18 protein-coding genes and 1 pseudogene are annotated in these 18,889 nt (G+C 72.8%); 5 read left to right on the top strand and 14 right to left on the bottom strand.

Annotated elements, in window-relative coordinates; genetic code table 11:
- Window positions 1–160 precede the first annotated feature (160 nt).
- From ruvB to ACYVJE_RS15025, 4 genes are all read right to left on the bottom strand, one after another.
- A complete protein-coding gene (gene ruvB, locus ACYVJE_RS15040) occupies window positions 161–1,273 on the bottom strand; it encodes a Holliday junction branch migration DNA helicase RuvB (protein ID WP_459156559.1) in 1,113 nt (370 codons plus the stop codon).
- Window positions 1,274–1,350: 77 nt separating this feature from the next.
- Window positions 1,351–1,941: a Holliday junction branch migration protein RuvA gene (ruvA, locus tag ACYVJE_RS15035; protein ID WP_459156560.1), complete on the bottom strand. Its 591-nt coding sequence runs from the start codon at window positions 1,939–1,941 to the stop codon at window positions 1,351–1,353.
- The gene (gene ruvC, locus ACYVJE_RS15030; RefSeq protein WP_459156561.1) at window positions 1,938–2,546 is read right to left on the bottom strand and encodes a crossover junction endodeoxyribonuclease RuvC; all 609 of its coding nucleotides are present in this window, start codon (window positions 2,544–2,546) and stop codon (window positions 1,938–1,940) included. The genes ruvA and ruvC overlap by 4 nt, the downstream gene beginning before the upstream one ends.
- A gap of 345 nt (window positions 2,547–2,891) precedes the next feature.
- Entirely contained in the window at window positions 2,892–3,398 is a 507-nt protein-coding gene (locus tag ACYVJE_RS15025) for a DUF4262 domain-containing protein (protein WP_459156562.1), read from the bottom strand.
- Between ACYVJE_RS15025 and ACYVJE_RS15020 the strand changes: the two are divergent.
- Window positions 3,315–4,169 (top strand): annotated as a pseudogene (locus tag ACYVJE_RS15020) (YqjF family protein); the annotation flags it as partial. The gene ACYVJE_RS15025 and the pseudogene ACYVJE_RS15020 overlap by 84 nt on opposite strands.
- Before the next feature lie 183 nt (window positions 4,170–4,352).
- Here the strand turns inward: ACYVJE_RS15020 and ACYVJE_RS15015 are convergent.
- The 4 genes from ACYVJE_RS15015 to ACYVJE_RS15000 form a co-directional block, all read right to left on the bottom strand.
- Window positions 4,353–5,105 carry a YebC/PmpR family DNA-binding transcriptional regulator gene (locus ACYVJE_RS15015; RefSeq protein ID WP_459156564.1) on the bottom strand — a complete coding sequence of 251 codons (753 nt, stop codon included), beginning with the start codon at window positions 5,103–5,105 and terminating at the stop codon, window positions 4,353–4,355.
- A 61-nt stretch (window positions 5,106–5,166) separates the two neighbouring features.
- A complete protein-coding gene (pdxT, locus tag ACYVJE_RS15010) occupies window positions 5,167–5,799 on the bottom strand; it encodes a pyridoxal 5'-phosphate synthase glutaminase subunit PdxT (RefSeq protein ID WP_459156565.1) in 633 nt (210 codons plus the stop codon).
- Window positions 5,800–5,862: 63 nt separating this feature from the next.
- On the bottom strand, window positions 5,863–6,171 hold the full coding sequence (locus tag ACYVJE_RS15005) for an AzlD domain-containing protein (protein ID WP_461144944.1): 309 nt from the start codon (window positions 6,169–6,171) through the stop codon (window positions 5,863–5,865).
- Window positions 6,168–6,911: an AzlC family ABC transporter permease gene (locus ACYVJE_RS15000; protein WP_461144943.1), complete on the bottom strand. Its 744-nt coding sequence runs from the start codon at window positions 6,909–6,911 to the stop codon at window positions 6,168–6,170. Before ACYVJE_RS15000 ends, ACYVJE_RS15005 begins: the two co-directional genes overlap by 4 nt.
- Window positions 6,912–6,918: 7 nt before the next feature.
- Between ACYVJE_RS15000 and ACYVJE_RS14995 the strand changes: the two genes are divergently transcribed.
- Window positions 6,919–7,557 (top strand): helix-turn-helix domain-containing protein, encoded by a 639-nt coding sequence (locus tag ACYVJE_RS14995; RefSeq protein ID WP_461144942.1) that lies wholly within the window; start codon window positions 6,919–6,921, stop codon window positions 7,555–7,557.
- Between the two features lie 54 nt (window positions 7,558–7,611).
- Here the strand turns inward: ACYVJE_RS14995 and pdxS are convergent, their stop codons facing one another.
- On the bottom strand, window positions 7,612–8,520 hold the full coding sequence (gene pdxS / locus ACYVJE_RS14990) for a pyridoxal 5'-phosphate synthase lyase subunit PdxS (protein ID WP_461144941.1): 909 nt from the start codon (window positions 8,518–8,520) through the stop codon (window positions 7,612–7,614).
- A gap of 229 nt (window positions 8,521–8,749) precedes the next feature.
- Between pdxS and ACYVJE_RS14985 the strand changes: the two genes are divergently transcribed.
- A complete protein-coding gene (locus ACYVJE_RS14985; RefSeq protein ID WP_461144940.1) occupies window positions 8,750–10,867 on the top strand; it encodes an elongation factor G-like protein EF-G2 in 2,118 nt (705 codons plus the stop codon).
- Between the two features lie 102 nt (window positions 10,868–10,969).
- Here the strand turns inward: ACYVJE_RS14985 and pgsA are convergent, their stop codons facing one another.
- A complete protein-coding gene (gene pgsA / locus ACYVJE_RS14980) occupies window positions 10,970–11,581 on the bottom strand; it encodes a phosphatidylinositol phosphate synthase (protein ID WP_461144939.1) in 612 nt (203 codons plus the stop codon).
- A gap of 246 nt (window positions 11,582–11,827) precedes the next feature.
- Here pgsA and ACYVJE_RS14975 point away from each other — a divergent pair, with 246 nt between their 5' ends.
- Window positions 11,828–12,352 carry a YceI family protein gene (locus ACYVJE_RS14975; RefSeq protein WP_461144938.1) on the top strand — a complete coding sequence of 175 codons (525 nt, stop codon included), beginning with the start codon at window positions 11,828–11,830 and terminating at the stop codon, window positions 12,350–12,352.
- 321 nt (window positions 12,353–12,673) lie between these two features.
- On the opposite strand, the gene ACYVJE_RS14970 is transcribed toward ACYVJE_RS14975, so the two are convergent.
- Window positions 12,674–13,255, bottom strand: coding sequence for an HIT family protein (locus ACYVJE_RS14970; RefSeq protein WP_461144937.1), 582 nt, complete (start codon window positions 13,253–13,255; stop codon window positions 12,674–12,676).
- Window positions 13,256–13,317: 62 nt separating this feature from the next.
- Between ACYVJE_RS14970 and ACYVJE_RS14965 the strand changes: the two genes are divergently transcribed.
- Window positions 13,318–13,743 carry a zinc ribbon domain-containing protein gene (locus tag ACYVJE_RS14965; protein ID WP_461144981.1) on the top strand — a complete coding sequence of 142 codons (426 nt, stop codon included), beginning with the start codon at window positions 13,318–13,320 and terminating at the stop codon, window positions 13,741–13,743.
- Here ACYVJE_RS14965 and thrS read toward each other — a convergent pair.
- From thrS to ACYVJE_RS14950, 3 genes are all read right to left on the bottom strand, one after another.
- Window positions 13,697–15,727 (bottom strand): threonine--tRNA ligase, encoded by a 2,031-nt coding sequence (thrS, locus tag ACYVJE_RS14960; RefSeq protein ID WP_461144980.1) that lies wholly within the window; start codon window positions 15,725–15,727, stop codon window positions 13,697–13,699. The two genes, ACYVJE_RS14965 and thrS, sit on opposite strands and share 47 nt — an antisense overlap.
- A gap of 229 nt (window positions 15,728–15,956) precedes the next feature.
- Window positions 15,957–18,077, bottom strand: coding sequence for a putative bifunctional diguanylate cyclase/phosphodiesterase (locus ACYVJE_RS14955; protein WP_461144936.1), 2,121 nt, complete (start codon window positions 18,075–18,077; stop codon window positions 15,957–15,959).
- Entirely contained in the window at window positions 18,074–18,886 is an 813-nt protein-coding gene (locus ACYVJE_RS14950) for an SAM-dependent methyltransferase (RefSeq protein WP_461144935.1), read from the bottom strand. The genes ACYVJE_RS14955 and ACYVJE_RS14950 overlap by 4 nt, the downstream gene beginning before the upstream one ends.
- Window positions 18,887–18,889: the final 3 nt, after the last annotated feature.

Genomic DNA, 18,889 nt, shown 5'->3' with positions numbered 1-18,889 from the left:
TCCGTTCAGCGAACACGTTGTTCAGCGAACACGTTCCGGACCGCCCCGACCTCAACCGAGCACCGGTCCGAATTGCGCGGATGTCCAACTCCTCAGTGTGCCGGAAACACCCGGAGTTTTCGAAGACCCGCTCCGCACCGCCCCGCGATCGGGCGCTGCGTCACTCCTCGAACAGGCTCGGCGTCGCCTCCCCCGGAGCGTGGTCCGGGGCGGTGAGACCGAGGTGCCGCCAGGCGGCCACCGTTGCCACACGCCCCCGTGGCGTGCGTGCCAGCAAGCCTACGCGGACGAGGTACGGCTCACACACCTCCTCCACCGTGCTCGACTCCTCCCCCACGGCCACCGCCAGGGTGGAGATCCCCACGGGACCGCCGTGGAAGGAACGCACCAGCGCACCGAGCACCGCGCGGTCGAGCCGGTCCAGCCCGACCTCGTCGACGTCGTAGACCTCCAGCGCCGCGCGCGCCACTCCGAGGGTGACCACGCCGTCCGCGCGGATCTCGGCGTAGTCGCGCACGCGCCGCAGCAGCCGGTTCGCGATGCGCGGCGTGCCGCGCGAGCGGCGCGCGATCTCGGCGGCCCCGTCCTCGCGCAGCTCCACGCCGAGGATGCCCGCCGAGCGGCGCAGCACCTGGTCGAGCTCGGCGGGCGCGTAGTACTCCATGTGCGCGGTGAAGCCGAACCGGTCGCGCAGCGGACCGGTCAGCGCCCCGGAGCGGGTCGTCGCGCCGACCAGGGTGAACGGCGCCAGCTCCAGCGGGATGCTCGTCGCCCCGGGACCCTTCCCGACGACCACGTCCACCCGGTAGTCCTCCATGGCCAGGTAGAGCATCTCCTCGGCCGGGCGGGCGATCCGGTGGATCTCGTCGATGAACAGCACGTCGCCCGCGGTGAGGTTCGACAGCATCGCGGCCAGGTCGCCGGGCTTCTCCAGCGCCGGGCCGGAGGACACGCGGATCGAGGCCCCCAGCTCGGAGGCGATGATCATGGCCAGGCTCGTCTTGCCCAGCCCGGGCGGCCCGGAGAACAGCACGTGGTCCGGCTGGTCACCGCGCCGCACGGCCCCGTGCAGCACGAGCTCCAGCTGCTCGCGCACCCGCGGCTGCCCGACGAACTCGGACAGGTGCCGCGGTCGCAGGCTCGCTTCGAGCTCGTGCTCGGCGGGCTGCTGGTGCGGCGTGAGCGCCACGGAACCGCCGGCCTCCCCCGCGTCGCCCGCTTCGGGCGCGTCCTGCCCGGTTGCTTCCTGACCAGCCGGATCGTCCTGGTACATCGCCCTCCGTCCAGGAAACGTGTCGGTGTTGCCGGGGCGGGTCGCCGAGCCGCGCGGCACCGCCGCGCCGGCCCGGACTAGCTCGGCCCGAGGGTGGTCAGCGCCCGGCGCAGCACCGTGGCCGTGTCCGCCTCCCCGTCGGTCTCGTCGAGCACGGCCTGCACGCTCTGCTCGGCCTGCTTGGCCGAGAAGCCCAGCCCCACGAGGGCCTCGGAGACCTCGGTGCGCAGCTGTTGCGCACCTTCGCCGACCGGTGCGGTGCCGGCGACCGCGCCGACCTTGTCCCGCAATTCCAGCACGAGGCGCTCAGCGCTCTTCTTCCCCACACCGGGCACCTGGGTGAGGGTGGTGATGTTGCCGTCGGCGATGGCGTCGCTGAGCTGCTCCGGCGCGAGCACGGCCAGCGCGGCCAGCGCCAGCCGCGGCCCCACGCCGGAAGCGGTCTGCAGCAGCGTGAACAGGTCGCGAGCCCCGGGGTCGGCGAAGCCGTACAGGGTCAGCGAGTCCTCGCGGACGATCAGCGCGGTCCACAGCCGGGCCTCCTCACCACGCCGCAGCCCCGCCAGCGTCGCGGGCGTCGCGTGCACGGCGTAGCCGACGCCCTGGACCTCGATCACGGCGTGGTCCAGCCCCACGGACAGGACCGGCCCGCGCACGGAGGCGATCATGGTCGGAATCCTTTCGTCTGCCGCTCGGTGGTGCCCGACTGCCCGCCGCGCTGGGCCGCCTGCTGCAGCCGCGCCCGATGGTTGCGCGCCATGCGCGCGGCCTCGGCCTCGGCGCTCGCGAGCCGCCCCGTCATCGGCGACCGCCAGGCGTGGCAGACCGCCAGCGCCAGCGCGTCCGCGGCGTCGGCCGGCTTCGGCTTGCTGCTCAGCCCGAGCACCCGCGTGACCATCGTGGTGACCTGGTCCTTGCCCGCGCGGCCCGAACCGCTGATGGCGGCCTTGACCTCGCTGGGCGTGTGGAACGCCACGGGCACCTGGCGCTGCGCCGCCGCGAGCGCGACCACGCCGGAGACCTGCGCCGTGCCCATGACGGTGCGCACGTTGTGCTGGCTGAACACGCGCTCCACCGCGACGACCTCCGGACCGTAGGTGTCGAGCCAGTGCTCGACCGCCCGGCTGATGCCCAGCAGGCGGTCGGCGAGCTCGGACTCGGCGGAGCTGCGCGCGACGTCGACCGCGACGCACTCCACCTGGCGACCGCGCCCGCTGTCCACGACGCCGAGCCCGCACCGGGTCAGCCCGGGATCGATCCCCAACACCCGCACACCGCACCTACTCACTGCCACCGGGAACGTCCGTTCGAACCCTACCGGACGGAGCGCGTCGCACCCCTCCCGACACTCCGGGCCCTGCGCGGCCGCTTCCCCGGGGACCTGCACCACCGGAACCCCTGCACCACCGGAACCCCTGCGTCACCGGAACCCTGCGCCGTCGGATCCCTGCGCCGCCGATGCCCTGCACCACCGGAGCGCCGGGCGCGCTGCCGCGCACCGGCGCGGCAGGTCGGCGCACCCGCGTGCGGCGCGTCCACGTGCAGCAGCCGCAGCCGCCCGGGCGCCCACGGACCGCTCGCACACGAGCCGCCGCGAACGCACCCCGCGGCGCTCGGTTCACGGACCGGTGACGCCGGGTGTCCAGCTCTCCGGGGCTCCGCTCCCGGTGAGCACCGGCTGGTAGGCGGCGAAGCCGCCCGGCGCGTCGTCCTGCCAGGGGAACTTGCCGTCCGGGGAGGCCACGACGAGCTGGACGGCGGGGAAGTCGTCGCCCTCGTAGAGCAGCATGGCACTGCCGAGGAACTGCGGGTAGTGCCCGTGCGCCACGTTCTCCACCACCACCGGCAGCCCGTTGAGGAAGCCCTCGTACAGCTGCCCGGGGACGAACCGCTCCCCGGCGGCGACGCGGCGGGCGTAGGTGTTGATCACCGAGTGCGCCACGTCGCGGGGCAGCCCGATGACCACGACCTCGGGCCTGCCGAACCGGCGCCACACCCCCGCGGAGAAGGCGAACGGAGCGCCGGAGTCGTCGCCCGCCACGTGCAGCACCGCGGTCCCGTGCTCCTCGGCGGTCCGCACCATCCACTCGCGCAGTTGCGCATCGCTGTCGGTCACGCGCGCCATTCTGTCGGACGGATCCACCCCGAGCGGAGCGGGGCGCGGCGGTCAGGTCTTCGCGGCCCGGCCACCCCAGCGCTCTTGTTCGCGGGGACGCAGGGGAGAATCCTGCCCTTCGTGATCACCGACCCGGCACACGCCGCACCCGAGCCCGTCGTCGAGGACGCCCCGAGGCCGACGCGACCTCGGCTGCTGCGCCAGCAGTGGCGGGAGGTCACCTTCCTGCACTGGGCAGTGCAGCCGGAGCAGGTCGCGCCGCTGCTGCCGCGTGGTACCCGGCCGGATGTCGTGGGCGGCCGCACCTACGCGGGGCTCGTGCTGTTCCGGGTGGTCGGCAACGGATTCGCACGCGGACCTGCGCTTCCGTGGCTGGGCACCTTCCTGGAGACGAACGTGCGGCTCTACTCCGTGGATGAGACCGGCCGGCGCGGTGTGGTCTTCCTGAGCCTCGATGCCGACTGCGCGCCGGTCGTCACGGCCGCGCGCGTCGGTTTCGGGCTGCGCTACCGGTGGGCCCGGATGGGCTTCGACAACGGCGACGGCTCGGCCGGCGCGCTCCGCACCTACACCGCGCGGCTGCGGTGGCCAGGTGCGCGCGCACGCAGCCGGGTCGTCGTTCGGCCCGGCGAGGAGTCGCTCGACGGCCGGCTGGAGGCCTTCTTGACCGCGCGCTGGGGGTTGCACGTGGCCCGGTTCGGCCGCACCTGGCACCTGCCCAACGCCCACGAGCGCTGGCCGCTGCGCCGCGCCGAGCTGCTCGAAATCGATGACGGCCTCCTCGCCGCCGGAGCTGATCGGGTGCAGCAGTCGGTGCGGGTGCTGGCGGTGAGCTGTTGCAGGGGCGCCGGGCCAGCAGAGCTCCGGACCCCGCGTTCAGCCGGCGAAGGCGCAACGCCCACCACGCACCCCCGCCGCACCAGCTGGCGCGGCGGGGCGCCAGAAGCTCCGGTCACCTTCCGTTCAGGCGCTGACCTGGGACATCACTTCGTCGCTGACGTCGAAGTTCGCGTAGACGTTCTGCACGTCGTCGCAGTCCTCGAGCGCATCGATGAGCTTGAACACCTTGCGGGCGGCCTCCGCCTCGAGCGGGACGTTGACGCTGGCGAGGAAGCTGATGTCCGCCGAGTCGTACTCGATCCCGGCTTCCTGCAGCGCCTTGCGCACGTCGACGAGATCGCTCGGCTGAGTGAGGACCTCGAAGTTCTCGCCGAGGTCGTTGACCTCCTCGGCCCCGGCTTCCAGCACCGCGCCGAGCACGTCCTCCTCGGTCAGCCCGTTCTTCGGCAGGATGACGACGCCGCGCCGGGTGAACAGGTAGGCAACCGAGCCGGCGTCGGCCATCGACCCGCCGCCGCGGGTCATGACCGTGCGCACGTCGCTGGCCGCGCGGTTGCGGTTGTCGGTGAGGCACTCGATGAGGATCGCCACGCCGTTGGGCGCGTAACCCTCGTACATCACGGCCTGGTAGTCGGTGCCGCCACCCTCCTCACCGGATCCGCGCTTGCGCGCGCGCTCGATGTTGTCCAGGGGGACCGAGTTCTTCCGCGCCTTCTGGATCGCGTCGTACAGGGTGGGGTTGGCTTCCGGGTCACCACCACCGGTCCGCGCGGCCACTTCGATGTTCTTGACGAGCTTCGCGAAGAGCTTGCCGCGCTTGGCATCGATTGCGGCCTTCTTGTGCTTGGTGGTGGCCCACTTGGAGTGGCCGCTCATCTCTCCTCCGTCTTCCTCGGACGACGCATCCGCGCCGGGTCGGGCGCCCTCCCCGCCGCTTCTAGGACGCGCGTACGGTCTGCACGAAATAGCGGTGCACGCGTTCGTCACCGCTGACCAGCTCCGGGTGGAAAGCGGTCGCGAGCACGGGCCCCTGCTGAACGGCGACGATCCTATCGTCGCCGTCCCCGCCGCCGGCGCTGTCCGGGGGTGGCACGGTCGCCAGGACGTCGACCCCGGCCCCTGCCTTGGCCACCTGCGGAGCCCGGATGAACACGCCGTGCACGGGCGGACCGGGGATCCCCGCGAACTCGAGGTCGGTCTCGAACGAGTCCACCTGGCGGCCGAACGCGTTGCGGCGCACCACGACGTCCAACGCGCGCAGGGGCCGCACGTCTTCCCCGCGCTCGTCGTCGAGCACGCGTTCGGCGAGCAGGATCATGCCCGCGCAGGAGCCGTAGGCGGGCATACCGGCGGCCAGGCGGGCGCGCAGCGGTTCCGCCAGCTCGAAGGTGGCCAGCAGGCGGCTGATCGTGGTCGACTCCCCGCCGGGGAGCACGAGGCCGTCGACAGCGGCGAGCTCGCTCGGCCGCCGCACCGGTGAAGCCTCGGCCCCGCACCGCTGCAGCGCGGTGAGGTGCTCCTCGACCCCGCCCTGCAGGGCGAGCACGCCGATCCTCGGTCGCGTCGTCATCGAACTCCATTCTCCTCGTTCGTCCCGCACCGGAAAACGTCCCGGCCCCCGGAAACGCCCCGGTCAGCGCGGCAGCCCCAACCGCAGCAGCGCCGTGGTGGCCGCGGCGGCGACCACGACCGCGACGAACGGGGCGCGGCGCCAGGCCAGCACCCCGCCGACGGCGACGCCGGCGACGCGCTCGACCCCGGCGAACTCACCGGCCTCGAACGCGGCACTGGTGACCACGAAGGCCCCGAGCAGCGTGATCGCGCCGATCGACATGCCGCGTTCCCACCGCTCGGACGGCCGCATCCGCTCGCGCAGCAGCGGTCCGGCCAGCCGCAGCAGGTAGGTGCCGCAGGCCAGCGCCAGCACCGCGGTCAGGGTCATGAGCGCACCTCCCCGGAGGCCGCGGCGGACTCACCGCCGTCGGGTGCCTGCGCGCCGGACCCGGGCAGCGGCAGCGCGGCGGCCACGCCGAGCAGCGCCACCAGCACGGGCAGCCCCTCCGGCAGCACGGGCGTGGTCAGCACGGCCAGCCCGGCGCCGAGGGCGGCGGCGCGGAGCACGCGGTGTTCGCGCAGGGCCGGCGTGATGAGCGCGAACAGCGCCGCGGGCAGGGCCGCGTCGAGGCCGAGCACCTCCGGGTCGCCGACGGCCCGCCCCAGCAGCCCGCCGAGGAAGACCCCGGGTGCCCAGGCGCAGTACAGCCAGATCCCGGTGATCCAGTACGCGCGGGCGCGTTGGTGCGGGTCCTGCCGGGCCAGCGCGGCGGCCACGCTCTCGTCGACCATGAGGTGGGTGGCGAGCAGGCGCTTGCCCCAGCCGTGCTCGCGCAGCAGCCCGCCGACGGCGAAGCCGAACGGCAGGTGCCGCGCGTTGAGCATGAGCCCGCCGGCCACGGCCGTGACCGCCGAGGCGCCGCCGGTCATCATGCCGACGACGAGGAACTCCGAACCGCCGGCGAAGACCAGCACGCCCATGACGGTGACCAGCCAGAGCGGCACGCCGCTGGTCACGGCGATCGCGCCGAGCGAGGCGGCGACGATTCCCAGGGCGAGCGCCACGGACAGGGCGTTGCGGACCACGTCGTCTCGCCACACCGCTGCTGTTCGCTGTAACGTACGCACGTTCACCATGATGAACACAGCCACCGTGTTCGTCAAAGAAGACCGCCTGTTCGCCACAGCGAACGAACGGACCGGAGGAGGCACGGTGCCCGAGGCCGACAGCGCCCCGCTCGCCACGATCGCCGCCGCGCTGCGCCGGGAGCGGGACCGCGCAGAGATGTCGCTGACCGAACTGGCCCGCCGGGCGGGCATCGCCAAGTCGACGCTGTCCCAGTTGGAGAGCGGCACCGGCAACCCGAGCGTGGAAACCCTGTGGGCCCTCGCCGTGGCGCTGGAAACCCCGTTCAGCCGCCTCGTCGACCCGCCGCGGCCCCGCCTGCGCGTGCTCCGCGCCGGCGAGGCGCCGATGGTGCGCTCCGAGCAGTCGCCCTACGCCGCGGCGCTGCTGTCCTCGTGCCCGCCGGGGGCGCGGCGCGACCTGTACCAGCTCGAGCTCTCCCCCGGCGCGCCGCGGCACGCCGCCGCGCACAACCCGGGCACGGTCGAGCACCTGCTGCTCACCGCCGGCCGCGCCCGCGTCGGTCCGCAGGAGCAGCCCGTCGAGGTCGACCCGGGCGACTACGTGTCCTTCTCCGGCGACGTGCCGCACCTCTACGAAGCGCTGGCGCCGGGAACCGCGGCGGTGCTGGTCATGGAGCACTCCTGAGCCCGGCACCCGCCGCGCTCACCACAGCGCCGGGGCTCCCCGCCCGCGCCGCGCTCACCACCCGCGCTGGGCGAGGCGCTGCTGCTCGTCCAGACCGTCGGCGTTGCGGCCGACCATCGCGCCCCCGAGCCCGGTCGAGACCTTGGCCAGCACGTCCGGGTCGTCGTGGAAGGTCGCGGCCTTGACGATCGCCTCGGCGCGCCGCGCCGGCTCGCCCGACTTGAAGATGCCGGAGCCCACGAAGACGCCTTCCGCGCCGAGCTGGCGCATCATCGCCGCGTCCGCCGGGGTGGCGATGCCGCCCGCGGTGAACAGCACCACCGGCAGCCGGCCGGTCTCGGCGACCTCGCGCACGAGCTCGACCGGGGCGCGCAGCTCCTTGGCGGCGACGTAGAGCTCGTCGGCGGACAGCACCGACAGCCGCCGGATGTCCGCGCGGATCTGCCGCATGTGCCGGGTCGCCTCGACGACGTCCCCGGTGCCGGCCTCGCCCTTGGAGCGGATCATCGCCGCGCCCTCGGAGATCCGCCGCAGCGCCTCGCCCAGGTTGGTGGCGCCGCAGACGAACGGCACGGTGAAGGCCCACTTGTCGATGTGGTTCTCCTCGTCGGCCGGGGTGAGCACCTCGGACTCGTCGACGTAGTCGACGCCGAGGGACTGCAGCACCTGCGCTTCGACGAAGTGGCCGATGCGGGCCTTGGCCATGACCGGGACGGACACGGCCTCGACGATCCCGCGGATCATGTCCGGGTCCGACATGCGCGCCACGCCGCCGTCGGCGCGGATGTCGGCGGGCACGCGTTCGAGCGCCATCACCGCGGCTGCCCCGGCCTGCTCGGCGATGCGCGCCTGCTCGGGAGTGACCACGTCCATGATCACGCCGCCCTTGAGCATGTCGGCCATGCCGCGCTTGACACCCTCGGTACCGGTCGTCGCCGTCTTCCCGTTCGCGGGAGTAGTCACCGGTGTTCCCTTTCCACTCGAGACTGCCTGGACACCGGTCACGCTAGGCCGTTTTCCGGACTGGTTCACGGGCCAATTCCGCCCTTTTTCAGCAGTCCACTCGCCGTCCCCGCCGCAGGCGCCCACCTGCGCGGCCGATCCGCGGCCTCCCGCTGTTGCGCAACCCATGAACACCGGGTGTGATCGAGGGCACACGCAAGCACGACGGCACACCGCGAGCGGAGCAGCGATGAGCAGCAAACAACCCAACGGCAGAACAGGCGGTGCTGCGGGCGCACCAGCGCCCGCCGAACCGGGAGGCATCCGCAACGTCGCCCTCGTCGGCCCCTCCGGTTCGGGCAAGACGACGCTGGTGGAGGCGCTGCTGGCGACGAACGCGACGATCGCGCGACCCGGTTCGGTCGTCGAGGGCAGCACGGTCTGCGACTACGAACCCGCCGCGACCCAGCAGCAGCGTTCGGTGGGCATGGCCGTGGCGCCGGTGCAGTACGGCGACCTGAAGATCAACTTCATCGACACCCCCGGCTACGCCGACTTCATCGGCGAGATGCGCGCCGGGCTGCGCGCCGCCGACGCGGCCCTGTTCGTGCTCGCCGGGGCCGAGGGCGTCAACGCCGCCAGCCGCGCGATGTGGCACGAGTGCGCCGAGGTCGGCATGCCCCGCGCCGTGCTCATCGCGCGGCTCGACCAGGCGCAGGCGGACTTCGACGCGGCCCTGGAGGCGTGCCAGGGAGTGTTCGGGGACGGCGTGTTACCGCTGTACCTGCCGCAGCGGGACGCCGCGGGCGAGCACACCGGCCTCCGCGGGCTCATCACCGAGACCGTCTCCGGTCGGGCGGAGAGCCTGCCGGACATCGCGCCGGAACGCGTCGAGCACTACCGCGGGCAGCTCATCGAGGCGATCATCTCCGAGAGCGAGGACGAGTCGCTCATGGACCGCTACCTCGCCGGGGAGGAGGTCGACGAGGACACGCTCATCACCGACCTGGAGCGCGCGGTCACCCGCGGGGGCCTGTTCCCCGTGCTGCCCACCTGCTCGGCCACGGGCCTCGGGCTGGAGGAGATCCTCGACGGCATCGCCCGCGGCTTCCCCTCCCCGCCGGAGCGACCGATCCCGGACGCGGTCGAACTGCGCACCGACACCGCCCGCACGCTGGACACGGACCCGTCCGGCCCGCTGGTCGCCGAAGTGGTGCACACCTCCGCGGACGCCTACGTCGGGCGGGTGTCGCTGGTGCGGGTGTTCTCCGGATCGCTGCACCCGGACACCGAGATCACCATCGCCGGGCAGGGCATGGCCGAGCGGGGGCACGAGGACCACGCCGGCGAGGACCGCGTCTCGCACGTGTACTCCCCGCTTGGCTCGCGCCTGCGCCCCGTCCCCCGCTGCGTGGCCGGGGACGTGTGCGCGCTGACGAAGCTCACCGGGGCCGAGACCGGCGACACGCTCTCCGCCCCCGCGGACCCGCTGCTCGTGCGGCCGTGGGCGATGCCCGAGCCCCTGCTGCCGATCGCGGTGATCGGCCGCGGCCGCGGCGACGAGGACGCGCTGGCGCGCAACCTCAACCGGCTCGTCGCCGCCGATCCGACGCTCCGGCTGGAACGGGACGCCGAAACGCACCAGCTCGTGCTGTGGTGCATGGGAGAGGCGCACGCCGACGTGGTGCTGCAGCGGCTCCGCGACGGCGGGGCCACCGTGGACACCGAACCGGTCCGCGTGCCGCTGCGGCAGACCTTCGCCGCCGCGACCAGCGGGCACGGCAGGCACGTCAAGCAGTCCGGCGGACACGGCCAGTACGCGGTGTGCGACGTGGAGGTCGAACCGCTGCCGCGCGGCTCCGGGGTGGAGTTCGCCGAGCGCATCGTCGGCGGCGTCGTGCCGCGCCAGTACATCCCGGGCGTCGAGAAGGGCGTGCGCGCCCAGCTCGGCAAGGGGCTGGCCGACCGGTGGTGCCCGATCGTGGACGTGCGGGTGACGCTCGTGGACGGCAAGTCCCACAGCGTCGACTCCTCCGACGCCGCGTTCCAGGCCGCCGGCGCGCTGGCGATCAAGGCCGCCGCCGAGAAGGCGGGGCTGATCACCCTCGAACCCGTCGACGAGGTCGAGGTGCACCTGCCGGACGAGCACCTCGGCGCGATCCTCGGGGACCTGTCCAGCCGGCGCGGCCGGGTGATGGGCACCGAGCCGGAGGAGCCGGGGTGGACGGTCGTGCGGGCGCACGTGCCCGCCAGCGAGCTCGTGCGCTACGCGGTGAACGTGCGCTCGCTGAGCTCCGGATCCGCCCGGTTCACCCGCCGGTTCGAGGGGTACGAGCCCATGCCGGAGAGCCTGACCCGGCAGGACTGATGGACTCCGCGGATCGGCGGGTGCGGCCGAGCACGCAACCGCCGATCCGCGCGTCCGCCGAGGAGCGCGGACCCCGGGCGCGGCGGCCGCCCGGCACCGGGGTCACCTCCGGGGGCCGCCCGCGGACGCGGCGACGCTGACCAGCCGCTGGGCCACCGTCCACGCGGACAGGGCCGCGAGCCCCCAGATGGCGACATCGAGCACGACCGGAACGCCGAAGCCGTGCAGGCCCGTGCCCACCAGGATCACGAGGAACCGTTCGGCGCGCTCGGCCAGCCCGCCGTCGGCGGAGAGCCCGCTGGCCTCGGCGCGGGCCTTGACGTAGGAGATGACCTGCGCGAGCACGAGGCAGAGCAGCAACCCCGCCCCGCGGTCGGGACTGCCGTCGTGGACGAGGGCCCACCACACCAGCGAGCCGAACAGCACCCCGTCGACGATGCGGTCGCAGGTGGCGTCCAGCACCGCTCCGAACGCCGAGGCGACGCCGCCGGCGCGGGCCATGGCCCCGTCGACGAGGTCGAACAGCAGGAAGACGGCGACGACGATCGTGCCGGCCACGAAGTGCCCGCGCGGGAACAGCCCCAGCGCCGCTGCCGAGGCGGCGATCGCACCGGTCGCCGTCACCGCGTTCGGGGTGATCCCCGAGCGCACCAGCGCCGTGCCGAGGGGGCCGGTCAGCCGCGCCAGGGAAGCCCTCGCGAATAGGTTCAACATTGCCCGAAGTCCGCACCCGTGCCCTGGGATCCTCCGCAGTCCGCGGATTCCTGTGCGCCCGCAGGTTAGCGCCTCGCCGCCCCCGGGCGATCAGCGCCGGGGCCCGGAGAGGTCCGCACCACCCCGCCCCGCCCGCGGAAGGCGCTCCCTGTGAGATCCTTCACGGGCAGGGGCGCGGGGAATGCGTTCCGAGGTCCTCGAGTTGGAAGTAGGTGACACGTCCACTTCAGCACGCGAGGAGGCGGTATGACGGCCACGTCCACGATCCCCGGCTACACCACCGGCACCTGGGACATCGACGCGGTGCACTCGGTCGTCGAGTTCAGCGTCCGGCACATGGGTGTCGGCAAGTCCCGCGGGCGGTTCGACAGCTTCCGCGGCGAGATCACCACGGGGAACGACCCGCTCGACTCCTCGGTGACCGCCACGATCGACACCGACTCGATCAACACCGGCAACGCGGACCGCGACAACCACCTCCGCAACGCCGACTTCCTCGACACCGCCAACCACCCGAGCATGACGTTCACCTCGACCGGGGTGCGCCAGGACGGCGAGGACTTCTACGTCGACGGCGAGCTCACCCTGCGCGGCGTGACCAAGCCCGTCACCCTCGAGGTCGAGCCCGGCGGTTTCACCGAGGGGCTGCTCGGCCTGTCGGCGAGCACCACGATCAACCGCCGCGACTTCGGCGTCGGCCCGGAGGGCGGCGCCATGGTCGGCGAGAAGGTCACCATCACCCTCGACATCGAGGCCCAGCAGCGGGGCTGAGCCCCGCACGCGGCCGCCCGCGCGGAGCGGGCGCAACCGGGAAGCGCCGGCGCCGGGAGGGGTCCCGGCGCCGGCGCTTCACACGCTCACGTGCTGTACATGCAGCGCAGTGCTCACGGGCCGGCGTGTTCCCCGTCGCGCTTCGGCGCGCCGGCTGCCCCGGCCACCCCGCATAGCAACAGGTCCAGCCGCGGGTTCTCCAGGGTGGCTCGTGCGAGGAAGGCGAGACGTTGCGCAGGCGGCTGCTCGATGTCGAGCACCCGGAGCACGAGCCTTCCTGGAGGTTCCGCCCCAGGACCAGCACGCAGAAGACCCGGCATCCTATTCCCAGGCCCGCGACAGCAGCTCCTGGGTCTCGCCCAACAACTGCGGCAGCACCTTCGTGTGGCCGATGACCGGCATGAAGTTCGAGTCACCGCCCCAGCGCGGCACGACGTGCTGGTGCAGGTGCGCGGCGATGCCCGCACCCGCCACCGGCCCCTGGTTCAGGCCGATGTTGAACCCGTGCGGTCCGGACACGCTGCGGATGACCCGCATCGCCTGCTGGGTGAACTCCGCGACCGCCATCGTCTCCGCCGCGGTGAGCTCGGTGTAGTCGGCGACGTGGCGGTAGGGCAGCACCATGAGGTGCCCCGGGTTGTACGGGTACAGGTTGAGCACCGCGAACACGAGCTCGCCCCGGGCGATGATCAAGGTCTCCCGGTCCGGCCTGGCCGAGTCGAGCAGCCTGCAGAACGGGCAGCCGTCGCTGCCGTCGCCCTCCGGCTTGTTCTCGCCCTGGATGTAGGCCATCCGGTGCGGGGTCCACAGCCGCTGCAGGGCGTCGGGCACACCGATGCCGTCCTGCTCGGTGAGCTCGACCCCCTCGGGCTTGCCGTACGGCTCGCTCACCAGGCCTCCCATCGACGGAAGCCCCGGCCTTCAGGCCGGGGCGAGATCGATCCCGAAGGGTCGCGGCGACTCCTCTGCCGCCCCGGGGTGATCATCTCTGTTATACGACTGTTACGCGGACGGCGTACAAGTGCCGGGTCTACAAGGCCAAGCGCGAGCTCGCCCGCGCGCACCGCAAGGTCCGCCACGCGCGAGCGGACCTCCTGCACCGCACCACCACGAACCTGCTGCGGGCGTGGACCTGTCCGCACTGCCGCACCCGGCACGACAGGGACCACAACGCGGCGAAGAACATCCTGACCGCTGGTCGAGCGATAGCCGGGAAGCACCCCGGCGAAGCCTGTGGAGCTGATGTGCGTCCGCAAGGGTCCTCCCTTCGGCGATCGGCGTGGAAGCAGGAACCCCGGGCGCGAGCCCGAGGGGAACCCCCGCCCCTTGGGAGCGGGGAGAAGGTCAAGCCACCTCCGCTTGGAAGTTCTCCGCGCTCGGCGAGTCGTTGACCTGGCGCTGCACCCAGTCGACGATGCCCGCCACCGCGCTCTCCACCCCGACGCCGTTGATCTGGCTGCCGTCGCGGAACCGGAACGACACCGAGTCGCCCTCGACGTCGTCGTTGCCGGCGATGAGCATGAACGGCACCTTCTGCGTGGTGTGCGTCCGGATCTTCTTCTGCATCCGCTCGTCACCGGCGTCGACCTCGACCCGCAGCCCCTTGGCGCGGAGCCCTTCGGCCACCCGCTGCAGGTGCTCGATGTGGTCGTCGGCGACCGGGATGCCCACGACCTGCACCGGCGCCAGCCACGCGGGGAACGCGCCGGCGTAGTGCTCGGTGAGCACGCCGAAGAACCGCTCGATCGAGCCGAACAGCGCGCGGTGGATCTTGATCGGGCGCTGCTTGGAGCCGTCCGGCGCGGTGTACTCCAGGTCGAACTTCCGCGGCAGGTCGTAGTCGACCTGGATGGTCGACATCTGCCAGCTGCGGCCGAGCGCGTCCTTGGCCTGCACGGAGACCTTCGGCCCGTAGAACGCGGCACCGCCCGGGTCGGGCACGAGCTCCAACCCGGACTCCTCGGCGGCCTGCCGCAACGCGTCGGTGGCCCGCTCCCACTGCTCGTCGGTACCGGAGTACTTCTCCTCGTTCCGCGTGGACAGCTCGAGGTAGAAGTCCTCCAGCCCGTAGTCGCGCAGCAGGTCGAGCACGAACGACAGCAGCGACTTCAGCTCGTCCTGCAGCTGCTCCGGCATGCAGTAGATGTGCGCGTCGTCCTGGGTCATCCCGCGCACGCGGGTGAGGCCGTGCATCACGCCGGAGCGCTCGTAGCGGTACACCGACCCGAACTCGAACAACCGCAGCGGCAGCTCCCGGTAGGACCGGCCGCGGGAGCGGTAGATCAGGTTGTGGAACGGGCAGTTCATCGGCTTCAGGTAGTAGTCCTGGCCGGGCTTGCGCACCTCGCCCGCGGCGGTCCGCTCCTCGTCCAGGTGCATGGGCGGGAACATGCCGTCGGCGTACCAGCTGAGGTGCCCGGAGGTCTCGAACAGCGCGCTCTTGGTGATGTGCGGCGTGTTCACGAACTCGTAGCCGGCCTGCTCGTGCCGGCGCCGCGAGTACTCCTCCAGGATGCGCCGCACCGTGCCGCCCTTGGGGTGGAACACGGGCAGGCCGGAACCGATCTCGTCCGGGAAGGAGAACAGGTCCAGCTCCTGGCCGAGCCGGCGGTGGTCGCGCCGCTCCGCCTCGGCCAGCCACTCCAGGTACTCGTCGAGGCGTTCCTTCGACTCCCAGGCGGTGCCGTAGATCCGCTGCAGCTGCTGGTTGTTCTGGTCGCCCATCCAGTAGGCGGCCGCCACGCGCATGAGCTTGACCGCGGGCAGGAACCGGGTGTGCGGCACGTGCGGACCGCGGCAGAGGTCGCCCCAGGCGGTCTCGCCGTGCCGGTCGATGTTGTCGTAGACGGTCAGCTCACCGGAGTCGCCCTGACCGACCTCCATGATCTCGCTGGTGTCGAGGCCGTCGGAGGACTTGGTCTCGACCAGCTCGAGCTTGTACGGCTCGTCGGCCAGCTCCTCCTTCGCCGCCTCCACCGAGTCCAGGCGCCGCCGGCTGAACTTCTGCCCGGACTTGATGATCTGCTTCATGCGCTTCTCCAGCGCCTGCAGGTCCTCCGGGGTGAACGGGCGGGAGACGTCGAAGTCGTAGTAGAAGCCGTCGGCCACCGGCGGCCCCACGCCCAGCTTCGCCTCCGGGAACCGCTCCTGCACTGCCTGGGCGAGCACGTGCGCGGCCGAGTGCCGGATGACCGAGCGCCCGGCCTCGGTGTTGGCCGGGACGGGTTCGACCTCCGCGTCGGACTCGGGCGCCCAGGCGAGGTCGCGCAGGTTCTGCTCCTCGTCCCGGACGACGACGACCGCTTCGGGCCCCTTGGCCGGCAGCCCGGCCTCGGCGACCGCCTCGCCCGCGGTAGTGCCCGCCGGAACCTTCACCCGGGCGACGTTCTGGGCTGGGGCAGGCAGTACGGACACGGGTCACTCCTCGGCTGCTGCCGGCACGGCTGCCGGCACGACGGTTGCGTTGGACACTGTCGATGCTATCGAGGCCAGGCACGCCGCTTCCGCACCGGTTTCGACCGCGCCGCCGGGAGCGCCCGCCCGCGCGCCGAGCGGACGGCGGCCCGCGAGGCGCCGCTGCGCGGCGCCCGGGTGCGCGGCGCGGTCAGCTCCGCAGCGCGGCACTGACCTCCAGAGCGGAGTGCGAGCCGCCGATGTGCTCGCCCTGGGCGAAGGAGACCCCCTCGGCCCGCAACCGCTCGGCCTGCACCGCGGTGTTCACCCCGGTGGCGAACACCGGCAGCTCCAGCAGGCCCGCGGCGGTGGTGAGCGTGCGCAGGTGGTGCTCGTCGAACACCTCGGGCCCCGCGGCGCCGGCGAAGCTGTCCAGGTAGCTGCCGCCGATCTCCACGGCGTGCACGGGCAGCTGCCGCATGCGGCGCAGCCGCGTCGGGTCTTCGCCGAAGCGGTGGACCACCAGCCGCACGCCCATGTCGGCGAAGATCTCCACCACGTCCACGGGATCGCCGTCGGCGTCGAACAGCGCCGGCTCGGGCAGGCCGAACGCCAAGCGGTCCGGCCGCACCCCGCTACCGGTCAGGATACGCTGCACGTCCCCGACGACGTCGGCGTCGCGGCAGTGCCGCTCGGACAGGCGAACCAGCGCGACCGGGCACCGGTCGCCGCCGAGCTGCTCGGTCCAGGTGGCCACGTGCTCGCACACCCGCTCCAGCATCCAGTTGCCCAGCCGGGTGATCATGCCGGTCTCCTCGGCCAGCCCGAGGAACCGGTCGGCGTGCAGCTCGCCGAACTCGTTGTGGTCCCACCACACCTGGGTGTCGACGGCGACCACCCGCCCGCTGCCGAGCGCGCGCACCGGCAGGTACTCGACGTAGAGCTCCTCCCCGTCGAGAGCGCTCGGCAGGTCGGCCGAGAGCCGGAACCGGTCGCGCGCCGCGGCGTTGTGCTCCGAGTCGAACAGCACCCACTGGGCGCGGCCGTCGACCTTGGCCCGGTAGAGCGTGATGTCGGCGTCGCGCAGCAGCTCCTCGACCCCGGTCCGCGCGACGGGCCGCTCCACGACCCCGACGCTGGCCTCCGCGGTGAGTTCGTGCTGCCCGACCCGCACCGGGCGGGTGATCTCGGCGAGCATCTCCTCGACCCGCCGCACGAGCGGTTCGGGGCCCTTCGAGTCCGGGACGAGCACGACGAACTCGTCACCACCCATGCGCGCGGCCAGCGCCCCGTCCGACTCGGTCAGCGCCTGCAGCCGGTGGGCGACCTGGCGCAGCAGCTCGTCCCCGACCGGATGCCCCAGGCTGTCGTTGACGGCCTTGAACCCGTCCAGGTCGAAGTAGCAGATGCCGACCCGGCGCCCCGGCGGGTCCGGCAGCAACGCCGACTCCACCCGGTTGGTCAGCAGCGTCCGGTTGGCCAGCCCGGTCAGCGGGTCCTGCGTGGCCTGCCGGCGGAAGTGCTCCTGCAGCATGTGCCGGTGCGTGATGTCCTCGTACAGCAGCACCTGGTACTCCGGGGCGCCGTGCTGGTCGCGCACCAGCGTCGCCGACAGCTGCGTCCAGACCTCCCCGCCGTCGCTGCCGGTGAAGCGCAGGTCGACCTGGTGGAAGTCCTTCTCGCCCGCGGCGATGGCCTCCTGGCCGTCCCGCAGCTCCTGCTCCCACTCGCCGTCGGCGAGCCGCACCACGTGCGTGCCGAGCAGCTCCTCGGGGAAGGCCTGGAAGATGCGGTGCATCGCGGGGTTCGTCTCCTCGACGACCCCGTCGAGACGGGCGATCGCGATGCCCACCGCGGAGGCCTCGAACACCGTGCGCGAACGGGTCTCGCTGGCGCGCAGCGCCTCCTCCGCGCGGTCGCGGGCGCTCATCACCGCCTGCTTGACGTTCTCCTGCTGCTGCAGGGTGACCTCGCGCAGCTGGCCGGCGAAACCGGCGGCGAACGCGGACAGCACCGCGTTCAGCTGCCCCGGGTCGGCATCGGACCGGCACGCGGGCAGGCGCTCCCCGAGCAGTTCGAGACTGCGCTCCAGTGCCACCGACCGGGTGAAGTGCAGCCGCACGAGGTGCCCGCCCGCCTCGGAGGCCGCCTCCTGCGGCCGCCTCCCCGCGGCCGCGGCGAGCAGCGTGTCCACGTGGCCGCGGAGCAGCGCCACGACCTCCTGGCGCGACAGCGGCACGTAGCTGGTCGCCAGGATCCGCGAGGCCCACTCCCGCGCGATCGCCTCGCGTTCCGGGACATCCGGGCCCTCGCCTGCGCCTCGGTCGGTCACCGGCCCACCTTGCGTCCTACCGCGGAGTGGATGAGCGTTTCCGCCGGATCCTCCGCGCGATCGTCGGGACTCTCCGCGCGCCACTCCGTCACCCAGGTGATCCCGGGGTCGACGAGTTCGAAGTCGCTCACGAGTGCGGCGACCTCCTCGCGGCTGCGGGTGATCAGCGGCGTGTCCCCGGCAGCGTAGAGGTTCGAGACCGCCTCCACCGCCGCGGGGTTGCCGTCGGCGGTGCCGTGCGACAGCGCCAGGTAGCTGCCCGCGGCGAGCCGGTCGTGGTAGCTGCGGATGACCTCCCGCGGCCGCTCCTCGTCGGGCACGAAGTGCAGCACGGCCACCAGCATCACCGCCACCGGCCGCGAGAAGTCCAGCAACCGCTGCGTTTCCGGGTGCTCGAGCACGCCCGCCACGTCGAGCAGGTCGGCCTGGACCGCCGCGGCGTTGTCCACCTCCTCCAGCAGGGTGCGGGCGTGCGCGGCGGCCACGGGCTCGTTGTCCACGTAGACCACGCGGGCCCCGGGGTCGACGGCGTGCACGATCTCGTGCACGTTGCCCGCCGTGGGGATGCCGGACCCCAGGTCGAGGAACTGCCGGATCCCCCGGTCCAAGCAGTACCGCACCGCCCGCCGCAGGAACGCCCGGTTGTTCCGCGCGATCTCCTGCACCTGGGGAACGGCGGCCACGACCTGCTGCGCGAGCTGCCGGTCGACCTCGAAGTTGTGCGCCCCGCCCAGGTAGAAGTCGTAGCACCGCGCCGCGCTGGGCTTCTCCAGGTCGACATCGGGCGGCCGGTCCGCGTCCTGCTCCATCAG

The sequence above is a fragment of the Salinifilum aidingensis genome (genome assembly GCF_054782015.1).
This window is presented reverse-complemented; position numbering and strand designations above follow the sequence as displayed.